This is a genomic window from Klebsiella sp. HMSC25G12 (genome assembly GCF_001807705.1).
GTDB lineage: Bacteria > Pseudomonadota > Gammaproteobacteria > Enterobacterales > Enterobacteriaceae > Klebsiella > Klebsiella variicola.
Window position 1 is genome coordinate 13,361 of record NZ_KV789904.1, and the last position, 19,200, is coordinate 32,560.

The 19,200-nt window shown below is 48.0% G+C and carries 11 protein-coding genes; 2 read left to right on the top strand and 9 right to left on the bottom strand.

What is annotated here, in order from left to right; all coding sequences use genetic code 11:
- Positions 1–6: 6 nt before the first annotated feature.
- Genes HMPREF3096_RS17410 through HMPREF3096_RS17435 form a run of 6 tightly spaced genes read right to left on the bottom strand, consistent with a single transcriptional unit; the run spans position 7 to position 9,753 of the window.
- A complete protein-coding gene (locus tag HMPREF3096_RS17410; RefSeq protein ID WP_023322960.1) occupies positions 7–3,648 on the bottom strand; it encodes a glycosyltransferase in 3,642 nt (1,213 codons plus the stop codon).
- A gap of 2 nt (positions 3,649–3,650) precedes the next feature.
- Positions 3,651–4,928 (bottom strand): class I SAM-dependent methyltransferase, encoded by a 1,278-nt coding sequence (locus HMPREF3096_RS17415; RefSeq protein WP_008804108.1) that lies wholly within the window; start codon positions 4,926–4,928, stop codon positions 3,651–3,653.
- Entirely contained in the window at positions 4,928–6,142 is a 1,215-nt protein-coding gene (wzt, locus tag HMPREF3096_RS17420) for an O8 family O-antigen export ABC transporter ATP-binding subunit (protein ID WP_023322961.1), read from the bottom strand. The genes HMPREF3096_RS17415 and wzt overlap by 1 nt, the downstream gene beginning before the upstream one ends.
- Positions 6,142–6,936, bottom strand: coding sequence for an O8 family O-antigen export ABC transporter permease subunit (gene wzm, locus HMPREF3096_RS17425; RefSeq protein WP_008804106.1), 795 nt, complete (start codon positions 6,934–6,936; stop codon positions 6,142–6,144). The genes wzt and wzm overlap by 1 nt, the downstream gene beginning before the upstream one ends.
- 1 nt (position 6,937) lies before the next feature.
- Positions 6,938–8,314 carry an O9 family phosphomannomutase RfbK gene (rfbK, locus tag HMPREF3096_RS17430; RefSeq protein ID WP_032731030.1) on the bottom strand — a complete coding sequence of 459 codons (1,377 nt, stop codon included), beginning with the start codon at positions 8,312–8,314 and terminating at the stop codon, positions 6,938–6,940.
- A 23-nt stretch (positions 8,315–8,337) separates the two neighbouring features.
- Positions 8,338–9,753: a mannose-1-phosphate guanylyltransferase/mannose-6-phosphate isomerase gene (locus tag HMPREF3096_RS17435; RefSeq protein WP_012967599.1), complete on the bottom strand. Its 1,416-nt coding sequence runs from the start codon at positions 9,751–9,753 to the stop codon at positions 8,338–8,340.
- Positions 9,754–10,830: 1,077 nt separating this feature from the next.
- Here HMPREF3096_RS17435 and HMPREF3096_RS17440 point away from each other — a divergent pair.
- Positions 10,831–11,835, top strand: a complete 1,005-nt coding sequence (locus HMPREF3096_RS17440; RefSeq protein ID WP_021313308.1) for an NAD-dependent epimerase — start codon at positions 10,831–10,833, stop codon at positions 11,833–11,835.
- 400 nt (positions 11,836–12,235) lie between these two features.
- Entirely contained in the window at positions 12,236–12,358 is a 123-nt protein-coding gene (locus tag HMPREF3096_RS30520) for a small membrane protein (protein ID WP_004144151.1), read from the top strand.
- A gap of 422 nt (positions 12,359–12,780) precedes the next feature.
- On the opposite strand, the gene ugd is transcribed toward HMPREF3096_RS30520, so the two are convergent.
- From ugd to HMPREF3096_RS30525, 3 genes are all read right to left on the bottom strand, one after another.
- Positions 12,781–13,947 carry a UDP-glucose 6-dehydrogenase gene (gene ugd / locus HMPREF3096_RS17445; RefSeq protein WP_000704907.1) on the bottom strand — a complete coding sequence of 389 codons (1,167 nt, stop codon included), beginning with the start codon at positions 13,945–13,947 and terminating at the stop codon, positions 12,781–12,783.
- 192 nt (positions 13,948–14,139) lie between these two features.
- Positions 14,140–15,546, bottom strand: a complete 1,407-nt coding sequence (gene gndA, locus HMPREF3096_RS17450) for an NADP-dependent phosphogluconate dehydrogenase (protein ID WP_000043542.1) — start codon at positions 15,544–15,546, stop codon at positions 14,140–14,142.
- Between the two features lie 219 nt (positions 15,547–15,765).
- Complete coding sequence (locus HMPREF3096_RS30525; RefSeq protein ID WP_176747752.1) at positions 15,766–19,197, bottom strand: tail fiber domain-containing protein; 3,432 nt, start codon at positions 19,195–19,197, stop codon at positions 15,766–15,768.
- Positions 19,198–19,200 lie beyond the last annotated feature (3 nt).

Consider the following 19,200-nt stretch of genomic DNA (forward strand, 5'->3'; position numbering starts at 1 on the left):
ATATTTTTATTTAAAATATTTAGCTTTAGCTAAGCCTTGACACATATTAACCAGGCGGCGTGAAACAGCATAATAATCATGTTGTTCACGCCATGCATCGGCACGTTGTTGAGTCCTGGTAGCCCAGGCGTCCTGTTCACGGATGGAATGAAGGATCCGGTCAATCCCCTGACTGATATCGTCGACGCTGCATCCATCAAATTTAAAGACCGCATCGTCCAGATCATCAAATATCGCCAGGGGTGTTACCGCAACAGGTTTTTGGGTTGCCATGCCATAACGTACCGCTCCGCTAGCTGACTCACCCGTATTCTGGTAAGCAAAAATCAGTAGATCAGCTTCTGAGAGCAGCCGCAAACTTTCCGCATCAGGCAGGAAATCATTATGCATCTCAATGAGATCGTTAACACCTAGCCGCTGAGCTGCCGCTTTAAGTTCTGCCACCAGATCGCGTGATTCTCCAACCGGATACTCCGCGTTAACCAGACGCAAACGAACCGGTTTCCCCGCCTGCTTGAGGCGATGGACGGATTCTACCAGCTCCATCAGGCCCTTATGCGGTAAGCAGAAGCCATAGCTCGCAATTAACGGTAAAGCCTGCTGTTGACGCGCGGCGCTCCCAGCAGCGTAGTTGATAACACCATGCGGAAATAAAGCAACATTATCGGTTAAGCCTAAATCTTTAAGGCGGTTCATATCGGCAATTGAATGCACCAACAATCGGTCACAAAGCGCCAGCGCATCCGCCATTTCGGCAAGGCGGAAATTCCAGGTCGGCTCTTTTTCCAGCGGATCCACAGTTGAATGCATCGTCATGACAACCGCTCGACCGGCGTCATGCTGGCGACGAATAAACGCCGACAGTTCGCGATGATTAAAGAATCCATAGTTAAACTGGATCACGATGACATCAAGTCGCAGAGCATCAATTTGTGGCTGGAGATTTTCAAGATAGTTATTTTCTTTACCCACAATCCAGTTGCGCAGTACAAACTCTTCGTCTGCACACACAAGATCTCCAGCGCTGACCTGGGGAGCAAAAACAACATCCGCGCCATGCGGTGCGCTCTCCAGCAAATGCTGAGAATAGGTTGCGATCCCACATTTCGTGTTCCAGGTCGTCAACCAGCCAATTCGCGCCCGATGCTGAGCAATATCAATATGCGCACGCAGCGTCTTAACTGCCTGACGAGAACGATCAGCCACCGCTTTCCAGGTAAACTGCTGCAGAATAAGCTCGCGACCAGCATCAGCCATGTCACGCAGCACTGATTTATCCGTTGAGGCTGCAGCTTTTAACGCATCCGTTAAGTTGTCAATGTCCACACTGGCCCATGTCGAGGCAAACAGACCAAAGTGTGTTTTTACCCGGGTAAACTGATAGTTAACCAGCCATGAATTTTGTGAATTAACAAAATCTAGTTGACCGCTCCAGTTAGTGACGATGGCTGGAAGCCCACTCAGCATTGCTTCAGCGATAGGTAAACCAAAGCCTTCGGCGCAACCTGGAGCAACCAGAACATCGCAGCTTTCATAAAGCCCTTTAAGCTGGCTGGCTGACATATCCTCTTTGATTATTTCAACTTTGGGGTAGTCCGCGAATTGAGCCTGGGCGTGTGCCAGCCACGCGTCAATTTCATTGTGTGGATTGTTAAAAGTCTTAATGATCAAGATAACATTGTCACGACGAGTGAACGCCCTGCCCCAAGCCTGAAGCATTGCCTGCACCCCTTTTCGTGGGAAGCAGGAAGAGACATGCAGGAAACGGAAGGTTCCCTCATCCACATCTTTTGCCGTTTCAGCTGCTGTGGTGAGCCAATGATCGCAGCCGTTGCCTACAACAAATGCAGGCACATTCAAGCCGTTGTCAATCAATACCTTACGGACATGTTCTGAAGTACACAGCACGCCGTCAAGTTCCCGGTTAAATTCATTAATCCACGGCTGTGGAAAACCCGTTTCTTCCCAGGCATAGCAATGAAGGAGTTTTACTTTGGCATCCATATCGGCAACCCGCGGTGGATAGATATTTCTGCTAAGAATATCTATCTTTTCGTTACTCTTGCGGGTACGACATTGATTATAAAATGCCAGAAGATCGCTATTTTCCGGCTGTGCCATAAACGAGGCATCCGGCGCAAAATCGCCCGGCCCTTCAGTGGAGTGCAATAGTACTTCTACACCATCGGCTGAGAGTGCCCGGGCAAACTCCCGATTCACCAGCGCCAGACTATATGAGCTATCGAAGGGACCTTCCACACGCCAGGTCAGCGCCTTATCATCAATTTGATACAGCTCAGCCGTCTTCAGATTGTAATCGATGGCCGTTGCGCACAAACGCAGATCGCGCTCTTCTGGCTGACAGTGAGAAATAGCAAGGATCCGCTGAATTAGTGCCTCAGGCAAGACCTGCACGGTGCCGGCGTCTTCTGTCGCAATCTTCTCGAAAGCTTCCAGAGCCGTCACGGCAGCGTTGTCCCAGGAGAAATTACGTGCTTGCTGCTGAGCCATTTCCTTCAGGCGCGCCAGGAATGGAGCATCATTCAGACATTGCGCGATCTTTTCCCGAATGGAAGAGACAGAATACGGGTCGAATAATGCCTCAGGATTACCGATGACTTCAGGAATACTGGTGACATTTGAGCCAATGGCCGGTGCGCCGCACGACATTGCTTCCAGAACAGGCAGCCCAAAGCCTTCATGCAGCGAAGCAAAGATGAAAAGCTTACACAGACGATAGAGTTGAATCAGCTCATTTTCCGGCACGTAGCCAGTCAGAACCAGTTCACCCTGCTGCAACCCATTACCTGACGCCAGGGATTCCAGATACTGACGATCCCCAATGGACAGCTTACTAACGATAACCAATTGATGGCTGCGACGTAGAGCATCACTGAGTCCTGCATAGGCCTCAATCAATCGCTTAAAGTTTTTCCTGGAGTCAAATCCACCTGGTGCATACAGCACAAACTCGCGCTGAATACCGTAATGGCCAAGGACGGACTCTTTCTCGCTCGCTGTCACTTCCGCCATACAAAACTGAGGATCGGCTGCAGCTGCAATATTCTGCACATGGTCGCCCTGCAAATGCAGATGCTCAATCGCTTCCTGTGCCGTATAAGCGGAGTTAGTTAGCAGAAGGTCAGCGTTTTTTAACCATTCCACTTTCTGTAAATAATAGGATTTGAATACATCATCCAGCAGATAGGTCTCAGCCTGCACCAGGGGAATAAGATCGTGATGCAGTACGGCTACTTTGTACTGACGACTAAATTTGTGTACCGAAGTGGCCGCATCGTCGACATGACCTTCAAACAAGCTTGTAATGAAAACGACATCCGGACGCAATGATTCAAGAAACGCTTCCCGAATCAGTTCTGCGCTCTCCCGACGCCATTCATTACCTTTATCCATTGCACGTACTGGTCCTGCAGCATGCCAGACGACTATGTTGTCTGCTGGCAGGAGATCAGCAAATTGCGCCTTAACATCAGTAATCGACTCACCCAGCATAGCGGATAGCGCGATGAAAACCTCATGTCGATTGTTATTTCTAATAATCGCTCTGGCGATAGCAATACTATAACGACCAATGCCACGAAAGCGGCTTTCCGTCTGCGCGCCTTGTAAATCAATGACAATACGCATCGTTATTTCTCCGTATTTTTATTTTTTAATTCGTTATAAATACTCAACGCGCGACTTGTCATTTCTTCAGTACCCACATCATATCTTCTGGACTGCATCATCATCGTGTCAGATTGCACCAGCATTACGCGCTGGAACAAACGCTGTAGCAATGTGTAGCAGCCGGTTTTTCTTAGAAATTTAAACAGATAAACCTTTGACTTAGGATAACGATGGAAAAAGACCAGCGAGAGCGCCATCCCTTTGCGCAATATTTTTTTCGCCGCCCGACGGGCTCGTACTTTAGCCCCTTCCTGACGCAGTAATTGGCGTTGCAAAGACAGCCAGCGTAGAGGTTGAGTGATACGCCATGAACGGCTGTTATGCAAATCTGCCACTTGCTGATGAAGCTGATTGTTCTGACCAATGACATGATTTAGTTCGTCAACCTGGCCTTGCAACGTCTGAATATTCTCTGCCATTTTGCTTAGCTGGCGCGTATATGTCTGGTTTAACGTCTCCAGCTGTGAGGCAAAGGATGAGAACTGTTGGCGTAAAATTGCATCGTAACGGTTGCTCAGGACATCCAGCGTCAGACCATACTGTTGGGTAAACAGGGTTTCAAAGCGTTCAAGAACATCTGCAGGCGCTGCTTTCTGAGCAATGATGCTGTAATCGGGGCTAACACCTTTAAGCACATCGACCAGATTAACCGCTGCGTCCGGGGATTTGAGAGCCTCTTTTTCCTGTAGACGAACGGTAATTGCCCGGTTAAAACCATAATGAATAGGTAAAAACTCAAGCAATGGCGGCGGCAAAGGGTGATTATGCGTTGGATCCATATAAAATGAACAGGTCCCGACGCTTACATTCTCCGGGTTCGGCGTTTCGAGGATTAGCAAACCGCCAGGTTTCAGCACCCGTAAGGTATGCATGACGAGCTGCTGCAATACCTCAAAGGGCAAATGCTCAGCAATATGGAAACCAGTCAACGCTATCAGACTCTGGTCTGCTTGATTTTGCAGAAACTGCAGACAATCCATTTTCTGCACGTTCAGCCCGGCTTCCTTGGCACGTGCCAGCATGCCATCATCGAGATCGACGCCGATGTTCGCAATACCATTTTCAGTCAGGATTTCCAGCCATTCACCACGTCCACAGCCAATATCCGCAATCACGCCTTCGGGATAAAGATCCTTCAGACGAGACAAGAAAGGTAAATAAAAACTCAGGCGGTTCTTGATATCTTCAACCGAACCTCTGTGTCGTTCTTCAAATGAACGATAAAACGACGAACCCATTAAGAAATCTCCAGTTCAGGTGGCAACCAGGACACGCCGACAAACTCTTGTTGTTCCGTGTTAACGACGTTGAATACCACGGCCAGATCGCGCCATTCATAGTTTTTGCCGAGGTGCGTACTGGAAGTATGCAACGCGACAGCGACAGAATAGGAGCCAACCCCCAACCTCGCATCAAAAGAGAATAAAAACGAACGCTTTTCGCCTTTTTTCAGGCTGGTGAGTGTTTGTTTGAGATGATGCGTATTGGTCCCGAAAATCGGTTGCCCAAGTCGATCCTTGATCATATAACCGACGACGAGCTCAGGGATATCAGCCTTAACCTCAACATTAACCTGCAAGCTGATCCGATGCCCTACCGAGGCAAATTCAGTCACATTGCCCTGTTCATCGAGAAGATGAACCTCAGAGATTGTCACTTCACCAGTGCCTGAAACAGTTTGCGTTTTACCGTTGTGCTCAACTTGTTTAATGGACTGATTTTGCTTATCGGCAAGAAGCGCATTGTAATAATCCATCACCGCTTCAGGCTCGCCTTCCATCTCAATGTGGCCTTTGTTCAACAAAATAGCCCGGTCGCAAATGCTCTGGATCGCCTGTTTATCATGAGATACCAGCAGCAACGTGGTTCCTTCCAGACGGAATTTACGGATACGTTCGAAACTTTTATGCTGGAAATAGGCATCCCCAACGGATAACGCTTCATCAATAATCAGCACATCAGGACGGATAGCGGTCGCTACGCTAAAAGCTAATCGAACCTGCATACCACTGGAATAGACGCGCACCGGCTGGTCGATATAATCCCCGATCTCCGCAAACTCTTCGATTTGCGGCATCAACTCAGTAATTTTCTCAGAGGATAACCCCAGCAGTTGCCCTGACATATAAACGTTCTGTCGGCCAGTGAAATCAGAATGAAACCCCATACCCAGTTCGAGTAAGGCAGCGACACGGCCTGAGATTTCAATCTCTCCGGTCGTTGGCCTGGACGTACCGGTAATAAGTTTAAGTAGGGTACTCTTGCCCGCACCGTTGATACCGATAATACCAACCGCCTCTCCCGGAGCAACTTCGAAATTAATGTCGCTGAGGATCCATTTAAGATTATGGCGTTTTGTATTCAGAGGGGATAACCATTCGATCAGTCGCCCAGTTTTTGAGTGATACTGGCGATATGCCTTACCGACATTTTTTACTCTGATATAACTCATTATAATTCATCCACCATATCCGCCGCATGCTTGCGGAACATCCTGAAACCGATGACGCAGAAAATAATGGCGAGAGCCAATACTGGCCATAGCGAATACCAGTTGGGCGCCTGATGGTAGGCGAAGATGGACTGATAAGATTGCATGACCCGAGTCATCGGATTATAAAGCAGCAGATTTTTCGCCCATGCTGGTAATGAATTCAGTACGTAAACAATGGGAGTGAACCAAAACCAAAATTGCAGTGCAACCCCAACCAGTTGCCCCACATCCCGGAAAAAGACGTTCATCACACCGAGGATCATACCCAGCCCACCGGCAAAAAGGATCTGCAAAAGCAGAACCGGTATCACCGAGAAAAACAGCCAGCCAGGGAAGTTACCAGTGACAATGATAAAAATCAGAAACAGGCTGAAGATAATCGCGAAATTAAGCACTGCTGATAACGTCACGATGATCGGCAGACAAATTTTCGGAAAACTTAGTTTCTTGATCAGATTAGCATTATTGATGAATACGCTCTGACCTTTATCCAGCATCTCTGTAAACAATCCCCAGGTCAGTACCCCAGAACAGAGATAAATACTGTAGGCAAACGGCCCGGTGTTGTCGGGCATTCTGGCCTTCATCACCTCGGAAAAGACCAGGGTATAGACCAAGATCATAGAGAGCGGTTGTAAAACGAGCCATAACGCGCCCAGCATACTGGTTTGATAGCGTGCCTGAAAATCACGCTTAACACTGCTCCAGATAAATCCCCGATAACGATAAATCGTCGTTAGTAAATCTCTCACCTTATTCCCCGCTTAACAGGTGTAACAGCTCGGTCGTTTTCTCATTCATTAACGCAGTATCCGCTCTGGACTCCACGTTCAGACGCACCACCGGCTCGGTATTGGACGTGCGCAGGTTAAAGCGCCACTCAGGGTATTCAATACTGATACCGTCCGTTGTGTCGATGTGTGCGGCCGCCGGCTCATACTGCGCCCGGATGCGCGCTATCGCCTCCGCCGCATTTCCCAGCTTGCGGTTGATCTCCCCCGACGCCGGGAACGCCGCCTGGCGGTCCGCCACCAGCGATTTCAGCGAACTGTTCTTCAGGCACAGCAGCTCCGCCACCAGCAGCCACGGGATCATCCCGCTGTCGCAGTAGGCGAAGTCGCGGAAGTAATGGTGCGCGCTCATCTCCCCGCCGTAGATGGCGTCTTCCTGGCGCATCCGCTCCTTGATGAACGCATGCCCCGTCTTCGACATCACCGGCTGGCCGCCGCTGCGGGTCACGATGTCCACCGTGTTCCACGTCAGACGCGGGTCGTGAATGATTTTCGCCCCCGGCTGCTTCTGCAGGAACGCTTCCGCCAGCAGGCCGACAATGTAGTACCCCTCGATAAACGACGCCTCGTCATCGAACAGGAAGCAGCGGTCGAAATCGCCGTCAAAGGCGATACCCATGTCCGCCTGATGCGCACGCACCGCGTCGGCGGTGTCCTGGCGGCACTCCGGCAGCAGCGGGTTCGGGATACCGTTCGGGAAATGGCCGTCCGGCTGGTGATGCACCTTGATAAAGGTCACCGGCGCCCCGGCCGCCGCGAAGCGTTTCTCCACCTCATCAATCACGTGCCCCGCCGCCCCGTTGCCGGAGTTCACCACCAGCTTCAGCGGACGGGTGAAGTTCGCCAGGTCCACGTAGCCCATCAGGTGGTCGACGTACTCTTTCAGCACCGATATCTGGCGCAGGGTCCCGCGACGCGCCGGGTCCACCGGCGGGAACTGGTTCTCCTCCGCCAGGCGCTGGATATCCCGCAGGCCGGTGTCGCCGCTGATGGGCTTCGCGTTCTCGCGCACCAGCTTCATGCCGTTGTAGTTCATCGGGTTATGGCTCGCCGTCACCTCGATACCGCCGTCCACCCCGAGGTGGAAAGTGGCGAAGTAAATCTCTTCCGTGCCGCTCAGGCCGATATCCAGCACGTCGGTGCCGGCGTCCATCAGCCCGCGGGCCAGCGCCAGCTTCAGCGACTCGCTGGTGAGGCGCACATCGCCCCCCACCACTATCTTCCCGGGTTTCAGAAATTCGCCGTAGGCGCGGCCGATACGGTAGGCGATGTCCTCGTTCAGCTCCTCGCCCAGTTCACCACGGATGTCATAAGCCTTAAAGCATGTTAACTGTGTCATTCTGCGTTTTGTCCCGAAAAAAATTAGCAACGACCATACTGGTCTTTAATACGAATAATGTCGTCCTCACCGAGGTACGACCCCGACTGGATCTCCAGCACTTCCAGCGGAATACGGCCCGGGTTTTCCAGGCTGTGCTCGGCGCCAATCGGAATAAAGGTGGACTGGTTCTCGGTCAGCAGGAACTGCTTGCCGTTCACCGTCACCTGGCCGGTGCCGGCGAGAATGACCCAGTGCTCGGCACGGTGGTGGTGCATCTGCATCGAGAAGGCGCCGCCCGGTTTCACGGTGATGCGGTTGACGTTGAAGCGCGGGGTCTGGACCACCACGTCGCAGCGGCCCCAGGGACGGTAAATCTCGCGGTGGCGCTTGTACTCGCTGCGCTGGTTCTGCTTGAGGAACTCGACCGCCTTCTTCACGTCCTGGGAACGCTCGCGGTTCATCACCAGCACGGCGTCCTTGGTGCTGACAATCACCAGGTTCTCCACGCCGATGGCCGCCACCAGCTTCTCGTCGCTGTTGATGTAGCAGTTTTCGCTGTTGTGCACCCAGGCGTCACCGCTGAGGACGTTACCCTGCTCGTCTTTCGGGCTGACCTCCCACAGGGCGGACCAGGAGCCGACGTCGCTCCAGTCGGCATCGAGACCGACCACCACCGCGTCGGCAGTTTTCTCCATCACCGCGTAGTCCACGGACTCGTCCGGGCACTCGCAGAAAATGTCATGCGGAATGCTGATGAAGTCGCTGCCGTTGTCGGCGGCATTCACCGCGGCCTGGCAGGCTTCGAGGATATCCGGGCGGAATTTGGCCAGCTCGGAGAGGTATTTTTTGGCGCGGAACATAAACATGCCGCTGTTCCAGTAGTACTCCCCGGAGGCGAGGTAGGCCTCGGCGCGCTCGCGGTCCGGCTTCTCCACGAAGCGGGCCACCTGGTACGGGGTGTGGGCGCTGTCGGTGAGCGCCACGCCGCGCTGGATGTAGCCGTAGCCGGTTTCCGGGGCGTTCGGCACGATACCGAAGGTGACCAGATGGCCTTCATCGGCATACTGCTCGGCGACGCGGATGGCGTCGTGGAAGACCGGCTGGTTATTGATGATATGGTCGGCGGCGAGGACCAGCATCAGCGGGTCGTCGCCGTGACGGGTGGCCTGGAGGGCCGCCAGGGCGATGGCCGGGGCGGTGTTGCGCCCGACCGGCTCAAGAATAATATTGTTGGACAGCTTGTTGAGCTGGCGCAGCTGTTCGGCCACCAGGAAGCGGTGCTCTTCGTTACAGATGACCATCGGTTCATGGATTTCAAGGCCCGAGAGTCGGGTGATGGTTTCCTGCAGCATGGAGTTCTGCCCGTACAGCCGGAGGAACTGTTTCGGGTAAAGCTCGCGAGACATCGGCCAGAGACGACTGCCGGTACCACCAGCCATAATTACAGGAAGTAACATAATGAAATCCTTAAATAAATAATTGCTTTATTTTACTATCAATCAATCGACCGTCAGGTGGCGTGGCCTTTTTGAGGCACGCTACCGCCATTGGCTGTCGCAACCAAAATGCGTACTACTCCCGTGCTCCAGGCTAAGCGCCACCCTCTTTCGCTTCAGGCTGTCGGCAGATCGTTCAGTCAGCGGCTACAATGACAGCCTGGCGGAACGCGTGTCCTGAAAACCTAAAAGCAGAGATATACCTTCAGGCATATCTCTGCTTTTAACATGCATCTTCCCTCACCTGGCCGCCAAACGCACCACACTTTCCGCATTTGCCGCCGGGTTAACCATCAGGACTTTCTCATTTACGCAGGGCAAAACACATGCCCTTACCGCCACCGAAAAAAGCGCAACGGGCGCCCAGCCGATGCTGGCAACCGTCAGAAAGGAGCGTTTACGACGTGGGGAAAGATAAGAAGAGACATCGTCTTCGCCGCCATGGAGACCACGCGCATTCAGGCTTGATGGCCCTGCGCACACAACAACGGCGCTATGTTCCGATAGGTGGGATAAACGACTCATGCCTCTACACTGCACATTCCACAAAGAAAATCGTGCGCAGATTATAGCGCTGGTCGGCGGGAATAAAAATAAAAAAGCCTACTGATTAATGGATTACTCAAATGACACACATCATAAACATTCATTAAACAAACAAAACAACAATAACCCAATGATATAAAAGACAAAACGGAGGAAAGCATGGCGCGATTTTTGCCCATTTACTAAATGTTCCGCTGACGAAAAATATAACTTTAAGCAAAATTATGCCGTCCCGGAGGGTATTGGCTGCCTTTAGGGTATCGCCACGAATCGCTAAACCACCGACCGGTCACAAGGTTATTATTCGGAGGCTAACAGTCAAATGAGAAATGTTGTTATTTATCAGCCTTTGCCACGGTTATTTTGCCAGAAAAAACGTCCTTCACCTCACGTCTGGCGGAGATGACGCGGCAAAGCAAGTGATCCCAACCGCAAGCCAGTGTAAAATCGGCACTTATGTAGAACGGGATATCCACACCCCGGAGGAAAAATATGAAGTTTTTGGTCACTGGTGCCGCAGGTTTTATCGGCTTCCATATCGCGCAGCGCCTGCTGAATGAAGGGCATGATGTTGTCGGAATCGACAACATGAACGACTATTATGACGTCAGCCTGAAGCAGGCCCGTCTGGATCGCCTGGCATCTCCGGCATTCCATTTCCAGCAGCTGGATCTGGCCGACCGCGAAGGTATGGCGAAGCTGTTCGCCACAGAGCAATTTGATCGTGTGATCCACCTGGCCGCCCAGGCCGGTGTGCGCTACTCGCTGGAAAACCCGTATGCCTACGCAGACGCTAACCTGATGGGGTACCTGAACATTCTGGAAGGCTGCCGTCATACCAAGGTGAAACACCTGGTGTACGCCTCCTCCAGCTCGGTTTACGGCCTTAACCGTAAAATGCCGTTCTCCACCGAAGATTCCGTCGATCATCCGGTCTCCCTGTATGCCGCCACCAAGAAAGCCAATGAGCTGATGGCGCATACCTATTCCCATCTGTACGGCATCCCGACCACTGGGCTGCGCTTCTTTACGGTTTATGGTCCGTGGGGTCGCCCGGATATGGCGCTGTTCAAGTTCACGAAAGCGATGCTGGAAGGAAAAAGTATCGACGTTTACAACTACGGCAAAATGAAGCGCGACTTCACCTATATCGACGACATCGTCGAGGCGGTGGTTCGGGTGCAGGATGTGATCCCGCAGGCCAATGCCGACTGGACCGTTGAGAGCGGTTCCCCCGCCACCAGTTCCGCGCCATATCGGGTCTATAACATTGGCAACAGCTCGCCAGTGGAACTGATGGACTACATCACCGCTCTGGAAGAAGCGCTGGGAATGGAAGCGCAGAAGAATATGATGCCGATCCAGCCGGGAGATGTGCTGGACACAAGCGCAGACACCCAACCGCTGTATGACCTGGTGGGCTTTAAGCCGCAAACGTCAGTGAAGGACGGCGTGAAGAACTTCGTGGACTGGTACAAGGATTACTATCAGATCTAATCCCCCTGCCCTGCCGCAATCGTCTGATTGCGGCAACCCCTTCTATGTAACCTCCGTTATCCTGACTATATGTCGACGGAATGCACATTCATTATTTTTTATATAATATTTTGTGCTATAGACGCTATTTTTGCCTTTTTACTCGCCCGCCTGAAACCAGTTTCATCCAGCCTTTTTCAGAAAAGCAAATATCCGCGCGCCAGGCACTGAAACTTTTCTGGTATCCAGACCAATTTGGTTAGCGGAAACAGCATTATATACTGATTGATAAAAAACATTACTATCTGTAGGAATTTTCCTAAATCCAGGATATGTTAGAGCAAGCCATGCAACAGCGCAAAACTGGTGCATTGCTTATCAAACTAATAATTCAATCAACATACGCTCTGTGGTAGATATTATGGAAAACCTATTTTTCTTAGTGGTGGCTGCCATACTACTTGCTGTTTCCGTTTATTTCTTGATTTCTTATTTAAAAGACAGAAAGAAAACGAAACTGACGTTTAATAAACGCAAGTGGTAAGGACCGCTCTGTATTGCAATCAGATTAAGATAACATTAAGAGATAAAAAAATGATATTACAGAATGAGCGTTCATTCTGCTTTTTGGCGTGGCATTAAGGCAAGAAAAAATAGTGTTAATCGCGCCCTGTTCATCATATTTCCATAGGGCATAAATAACAAAAGCCTGCGTTGCAGGCTTTGTTTTACCTCCCGGCGCTTATCTCCGGCATCTACATCACAGTGACGGTAGCTCTTCACAAGGTAAGTTTAACTTATCGGACCTGTTTTCAACCCGCAACGGCTTTTGAGCAGGATCGTAATGTCCATCACAATTTATTGAGGCTAATCTGAATGTGCGAGAAATACGCGGAGTGAGGGATATAACGGGGAGATAAAGAAGAACACTGGCGGCAGGGAACCGCCAGTCTCAGACAGGCAGAATTAATCGTTGCCAAACAGATCGCGGGTGTATACCTTGTCCGCCACATCCGCCAGCTCTTCCGCCATACGGTTAGAGATGATCACATCCGCTTCTTGTTTGAAGGCATCCAGATCGCGCACGACGCGGGAGTTGAAGAACTCATCTTCCTGCATCACCGGTTCATAGATAATAACCGGAATACCTTTCGCCTTGATGCGCTTCATAATGCCCTGAATAGAAGAGGCACGGAAGTTGTCCGAACCACTCTTCATGATCAGGCGATACACACCCACCACTTTCGGCTTACGGGCGAGAATAGAATCCGCGATAAAGTCTTTACGGGTACGGTTAGCATCGACGATAGCCGCGATGATATTGTTCGGGACCGATTCGTAGTTCGCCAGCAGCTGCTTGGTATCTTTCGGCAGGCAGTAGCCGCCATAGCCAAAGGACGGGTTGTTATAGTGGTTGCCGATACGCGGATCCAGACATACCCCTTCGATAATCTGCTTGCTGTTCAGCCCCTGGCTTTCAGCATAGCTGTCGAGCTCGTTGAAATAGGCAACGCGCAGCGCCAGATAGGTGTTCGCGAACAGTTTGATCGCTTCCGCTTCAGTGGAGTCGGTAAACAGGGTCGGGATATCCTGCTTGATCGCGCCTTCTTTCAGCAGGTCTGCGAAACGTTCGGCACGCGCAGAGCGCTCACCAATGACAATGCGCGACGGGTGCAGGTTGTCGTACAGCGCACGGCCTTCACGCAGGAACTCAGGAGAGAAAATAACATTATCAATCCCTAAACGTTCTTTGATGTCACGGGTGAACCCCACCGGGATGGTCGATTTAATGATCATCACCGCGTTCGGGTTGATCTCTGTGACATCGCGAATAACCGCTTCCACTGTAGAGGTGTTGAAGTAGTTGGTTTTGGGATCGTAATCGGTCGGCGTCGCAATAATCACGTAGTCGGCATTACGATAGGCGTCGTGCTTGTCCGTGGTAGCACGGAAATTTAACGGTTTTTCTGCCAGATATTCCTGAATCTCTTTATCGACAATCGGAGAGATCTTCTGGTTCAGCATATCCACTTTGGCCTGTACGATATCCAGGGCCACCACTTCGTGGTTTTGCGCAATCAGGACACCGTTCGATAAACCAACATAACCTGTACCGGAAATAGTAATTTTCATGAGATTACACTTTAATCAGTTAACTGGAGAACGATAAGTAGTCATGGAATGAATTAATTAGTAATATCCGTACTAAATATAATAATCCATAAATACACAAAAAAGCTAATTAACAAAACAGGAAGTGTATGAAGCACTCAAATTATAAGGCCCTGTCAAAATCAGGGCCTTAAATTTAATCAAACATATAAATTAATCCAACCATTCGGTATGGAATACACCTTCTTTATCGGTACGTTTATAGGTATGCGCACCAAAGTAATCACGCTGAGCCTGGATCAGGTTAGCCGGCAGAACTGCAGAACGGTAGCTGTCGTAGTAGGCAATTGCGGCGGAAAACGTCGGTACCGGGATACCATTCTGCACGGCATAGGCCACCACATCACGCAGCGCCTGCTGATAGTCATCAGCGATCTGCTTGAAGTATGGCGCCAGCAGGAGGTTAGCAATGCCAGCGTTTTGCGCATAAGCATCGGTGATCTTTTGCAGGAACTGCGCACGAATGATGCAGCCAGCGCGGAAAATCTTAGCGATCTCACCGTAGTTCAGATCCCAGTTGTATTCATCAGAAGCAGCACGCAGCTGGGAGAAGCCCTGGGCATAGGAAACGATTTTACCGAGGTACAACGCGCGACGCACTTTTTCGATAAATTCAGCTTTATCACCGGCCGGCTGAGCCTGCGGACCACTCAGCACTTTCGACGCGGCTACACGCTGGTCTTTTAGCGAAGAGATATAACGAGCAAATACGGACTCGGTGATCAGAGACAGAGGCTCGCCGAGATCCAGTGAGCTCTGGCTGGTCCACTTACCGGTACCTTTGTTTGCGGCTTCATCAAGGATGACATCGACGAGGTATTTACCCTCTTCATCCTTCTTGGTGAAGATATCTTTGGTAATGTCGATCAGGTAGCTGCTTAACTCGCCTTCGTTCCATTCGGTGAAAGTTTGCGCGAGCTCTTCGTTAGAGAGCGCCAGACCGCCTTTCAGCAGCGCATAGGCTTCCGCAATCAGCTGCATGTCACCATACTCAATGCCGTTATGCACCATCTTCACATAATGGCCCGCACCGTCAGCACCGATATAGGTCACACACGGCTCGCCGTCTTCAGCCACCGCCGCGATCTGCTTCAGAATCGGAGCTACCAGTTCATAGGCTTCTTTCTGGCCACCTGGCATGATGGAAGGCCCTTTCAGAGCGCCCTCTTCGCCGCCGGAAACCCCAGTACCGATAAAGTTAAAACCTTCGGCAGACAGTTCACGGTTACGACGGATGGTGTCCTGGAAGAAGGTGTTGCCGCCATCAATGATGATGTCGCCTTTATCGAGGTAAGGCTTCAGGGAATCGATGGCGCTGTCGGTGCCAGCCCCCGCCTTCACCATCAACAGGATACGACGTGGTGTTTCGAGGGATTCAACAAACTCTTGTACTGTGTAGTAAGGAACAAGCTTCTTGCCTGGGTTTTCGGCAATAACTTCTTCGGTCTTTTCACGGGAGCGGTTGAAAACGGAGACGGTATAACCACGGCTTTCGATGTTCAGCGCAAGGTTGCGCCCCATCACAGCCATACCGACAACTCCAATCTGTTGCTTTGACATTACATACTCCTGTCTGGTGTGGTCACTGCGATTATTACGCAGCACATAACTGGTATATATTAACCTAATTATATAAAACTGCATAGCCAAATTAAAAGAATCACTGTTAATAATAACAAAATTCTATACAATAAAATTAATCACACAGAAATATCAACATCGAAATATGCCATTCCGATAAACATAAAAAAATTATCTAGCTTCGTTAACATTGAGCACTCAAAGCAATTCAGAAAGTCTTTTCAATTGACGACGTTGATATAACAACTCCATAGCATTACATTCATCTAATATTACTCGCCATTCTGATGTTTCTTTCAATTTATTCTGGAGTGTGTACTCAGGAGAAGTTAATAAAGGAGTATTAATTGAACTTGATTCATTATAGACAACCAGCGCCCATTCACTAGCATTTTCCCCAGCTTTTGCAAATGCATCAACTATATCTTGCGCAATCCATCCCACATGCCACCGGGCCATATCATCTCCTTTTTGACGAATAGCCCAATCATATTTATAAGCTTTAGCGGATATTGTCCCCCAAATATCGAGGATATTGTCGGGGACATTTCGAATAATAGGTATATTATTTTTATCAGCAACAGTTGAAATTGCATTCCTTACAAATATATTCTCTATCGGAGAATCTGCTGAGGCGAAGTCACAATGCTTATCTGGGCTAAAACAAATATTATTGTTGAACCAAAAACTGCCAGCACTAAACAGAATACTATCCTCGGTGGCCGTCATAGAAGCTGACGGTGTCAGCCGATTGTCAGTCATATAGAAGTTTAGCCCCTGCTTTGAGCCTCTATCTTTAGATTTCACTATATCTATTTGTCCTTCATTGATCTCAATACTACCGAATGCATAACCTCCTACATATTTTCGAGCCGCCAGCATTCTTTGATTGACAACTAATAATGTACCGATTTCCCCTACAATACCAGTCAAAATGTACCGATTTGTTAATATTCCGTCCTCGATAATGCGTGATAAAATTGACACTTCACATGTTGATGTTGATGTTGATGTTGATGAAATACACAATGGAACACCAACATAAATATAGGGTAAATCTTTAGCAGAAACAGTAATTTCTGTTAGGTTCAGTTCTTCATTTACATTGTTAACAACAACAGTAAACACCTTACAAAAAAACATTCCTATACAACTACCACTCTCAACTATTCGTGGCATGTTTGTAGAAACAGCATCCTTCTGCCAAGATATGTTAGGCGAATAAAAGTCATGCCGGCTTGTAACGCCAATCCACGGATTAATTATATCGCCAATAAAAAAAATTCCACCACCAATATTTTGCATTAACCCAAGTTTTTTACCGGAGCTAGGATGAATATTACCCCAGATACAATTATCAGCAGACTCTGGAATATAATTCAAATTCATAGGAAATATTGGAACACCACCGGAGTATGCTTGTATTGCCTTTAATATAATTGGAGTCTCTTCTGGAACAATGATTTTAAGTGATGAGTAAAGATTTTCTAAATTAAATTCATCATTATTATTCCATTTTAGATTTTGAAGAATGGCCATCTTATAACCATTACCATAATCTATAACACATTCACCAATCGAAACGAACAATTCAGCATTGCCTTTAGTTTTTTTTTGTTCAAGATTACCATGTCGCCACAATGATATATTATTGAGGTCAAAGTTATTAGATAAGTCTTTAAACCATATACAAATGTTACTGTGTAATACTGGGAATTGAATAGGAAAATTGAGAATACCATTACTGACAATCAAGCCATAAGGGGAAAACATCTCTTTTGATACGATATTACCTCTAATCGTATCAACATCAGGAGGGTTTGAAAATTGATCATTAAGTTCGTATGAAATGCCATAGGTACCATATTTAAAATCAAACCCACCATGTTTAAAGGCACCAATATCATGACAAGGGCTACCAAAACGAAAAAAATCAATACCATTTGTTGAGGGATAAGAAGCATAACCCGTTGGGGGGGTCCATGAGTTATTTTTACCATAGTACCCAAAAGCATTCTTCTCGAAGGTTAGAAATTTATAATTCCTCTCTGGCCGATATTGTGAAGCGATGCAATCTATATTTAGACCAAATCCCTTTTCGTTTCCATTTGTCCACCATTTATTAAGAACCGTAATAAATGATGGCGTATTCTCCATGTAGCAAGCAGTATACACCGAACCACGTGCTGCTGTAGCAATAACAGATTTATTTGGAGCTCTCTCCAGTGGGTTGTATGCAGGAATACTGAGATAAGCTGCAGAACAATGAAAGCCATGGCCAGTTTCAATTAAATAGAAATCGCATTGCTGGCCTGATTTAGAGCTTCCCCAGAGGCCATTATTAGAAATAGTTCCGCCTATCCATTGGCACCAATCAATATGGAGTCTAGCACAACAATATCGTGCAGTACTTACATATAGGTTTTTAAACACACAACCATAAAAATTACCAATTTTTTCAGGAAGTATATTTGAAATATAAGGTATTATTTCATTTGGAAAAACGCCATCATTTTCTGTGCGTACTTGCATTCCAACCAGATTAACTCTAAAATTCTCGATCCTAATATCTTCAAAAGAACAATACCATGGATTTAAAGCCAAAATTCCAATTCCAGAAGAACATTCTTCATCATAAGTACCTGGCACATGGTCCCCAATAAAATGCCCGCCTCTGACAAGAGTGAACCCTAAACTAACAGATTCCCAGTTCAGTCTTTCCCCGCATTTTTTGTAGATATCATCAATATCCTCAACAGAATGCTCCAATTCGTTTATATAGACACCAGCATCTCTTCCTTTTACATATATCGTTGATTTACCGAAGTCATACTGTATGTTACTTCTTAGTTTTATTGACTCTTTTCCAATACGGTAAAGCCCATCAGATAAAACGATTTTTAATGCCTTAAAGGTTGTAGATGATTCAATATTATTGTTTGGTTGATATAATACTGGTAATGTACTATAAATGCCGTTAATAACCTCTCCTAGACAAACGAATCCATCAGAGGACATAGCACTAATTTCTATGCCAGAGATCTCTTTGGCGCCATTTATTTTCGGATTGACAATAGTACGGTCTTTCAGACGTAATCGATATTCTACACCAAAGGCATTATATGCTGTCGCATTTTTTGGGAAATGCATACCAGCTTTTTCTTTATCTATATTACCAGTAAGAATCCATTCCCCTTGGCCGCCATCATTTGAGCTATAAAAACCGTCAACTGTGACTATATGTTGAGAATTTTTTGCATTTAATAGAAAAAAAATATTCGAATAGTTTATCCTAGAAATCAACTCATTGCCATCCTCAGTGATTGAGAAAAACTTTTTCGAATCAGAATGCCAAGATGCAAGGTCAGAGCCAGTTGTAACAAATGGCAATACAACATCATTTTTCACACCATAAAAACCACCATCAAAATAAATCACTTGCCTATAATTTAATATATGAATGGGACCAACTTCGTATGATGATGCTAAAGGACTGTTATTGTCTTCTTGATGGCTATTGTCTGGAATATTAAACTCATTAATATGATTTGGTTTTGCTTTAAAAATTGCAAAATACAGAGAGGCTGGTAAAATTCTACTAAAAAAATGTCGCCGTGAAAATATAAACATTGC

Bases quoted from the DNA above. Each gene is read 5' to 3' on its own strand.
- HMPREF3096_RS17410 (WP_023322960.1), bottom strand. From the start codon at position 3,648: ATGCGTATTGTCATTGATTTACAAGGCGCGCAGACGGAAAGCCGCTTT.
- HMPREF3096_RS17415 (WP_008804108.1), bottom strand. From the start codon at position 4,928: ATGGGTTCGTCGTTTTATCGTTCATTTGAAGAACGACACAGAGGTTCG.
- wzt (WP_023322961.1), bottom strand. From the start codon at position 6,142: ATGAGTTATATCAGAGTAAAAAATGTCGGTAAGGCATATCGCCAGTAT.
- rfbK (WP_032731030.1), bottom strand. From the start codon at position 8,314: ATGACACAGTTAACATGCTTTAAGGCTTATGACATCCGTGGTGAACTG.
- HMPREF3096_RS17435 (WP_012967599.1), bottom strand. From the start codon at position 9,753: ATGTTACTTCCTGTAATTATGGCTGGTGGTACCGGCAGTCGTCTCTGG.
- HMPREF3096_RS17440 (WP_021313308.1), top strand. From the start codon at position 10,831: ATGAAGTTTTTGGTCACTGGTGCCGCAGGTTTTATCGGCTTCCATATC.
- HMPREF3096_RS30520 (WP_004144151.1), top strand. From the start codon at position 12,236: ATGGAAAACCTATTTTTCTTAGTGGTGGCTGCCATACTACTTGCTGTT.
- ugd (WP_000704907.1), bottom strand. From the start codon at position 13,947: ATGAAAATTACTATTTCCGGTACAGGTTATGTTGGTTTATCGAACGGT.
- gndA (WP_000043542.1), bottom strand. From the start codon at position 15,546: ATGTCAAAGCAACAGATTGGAGTTGTCGGTATGGCTGTGATGGGGCGC.
- HMPREF3096_RS30525 (WP_176747752.1), bottom strand. From the start codon at position 19,197: ATGTTTATATTTTCACGGCGACATTTTTTTAGTAGAATTTTACCAGCC.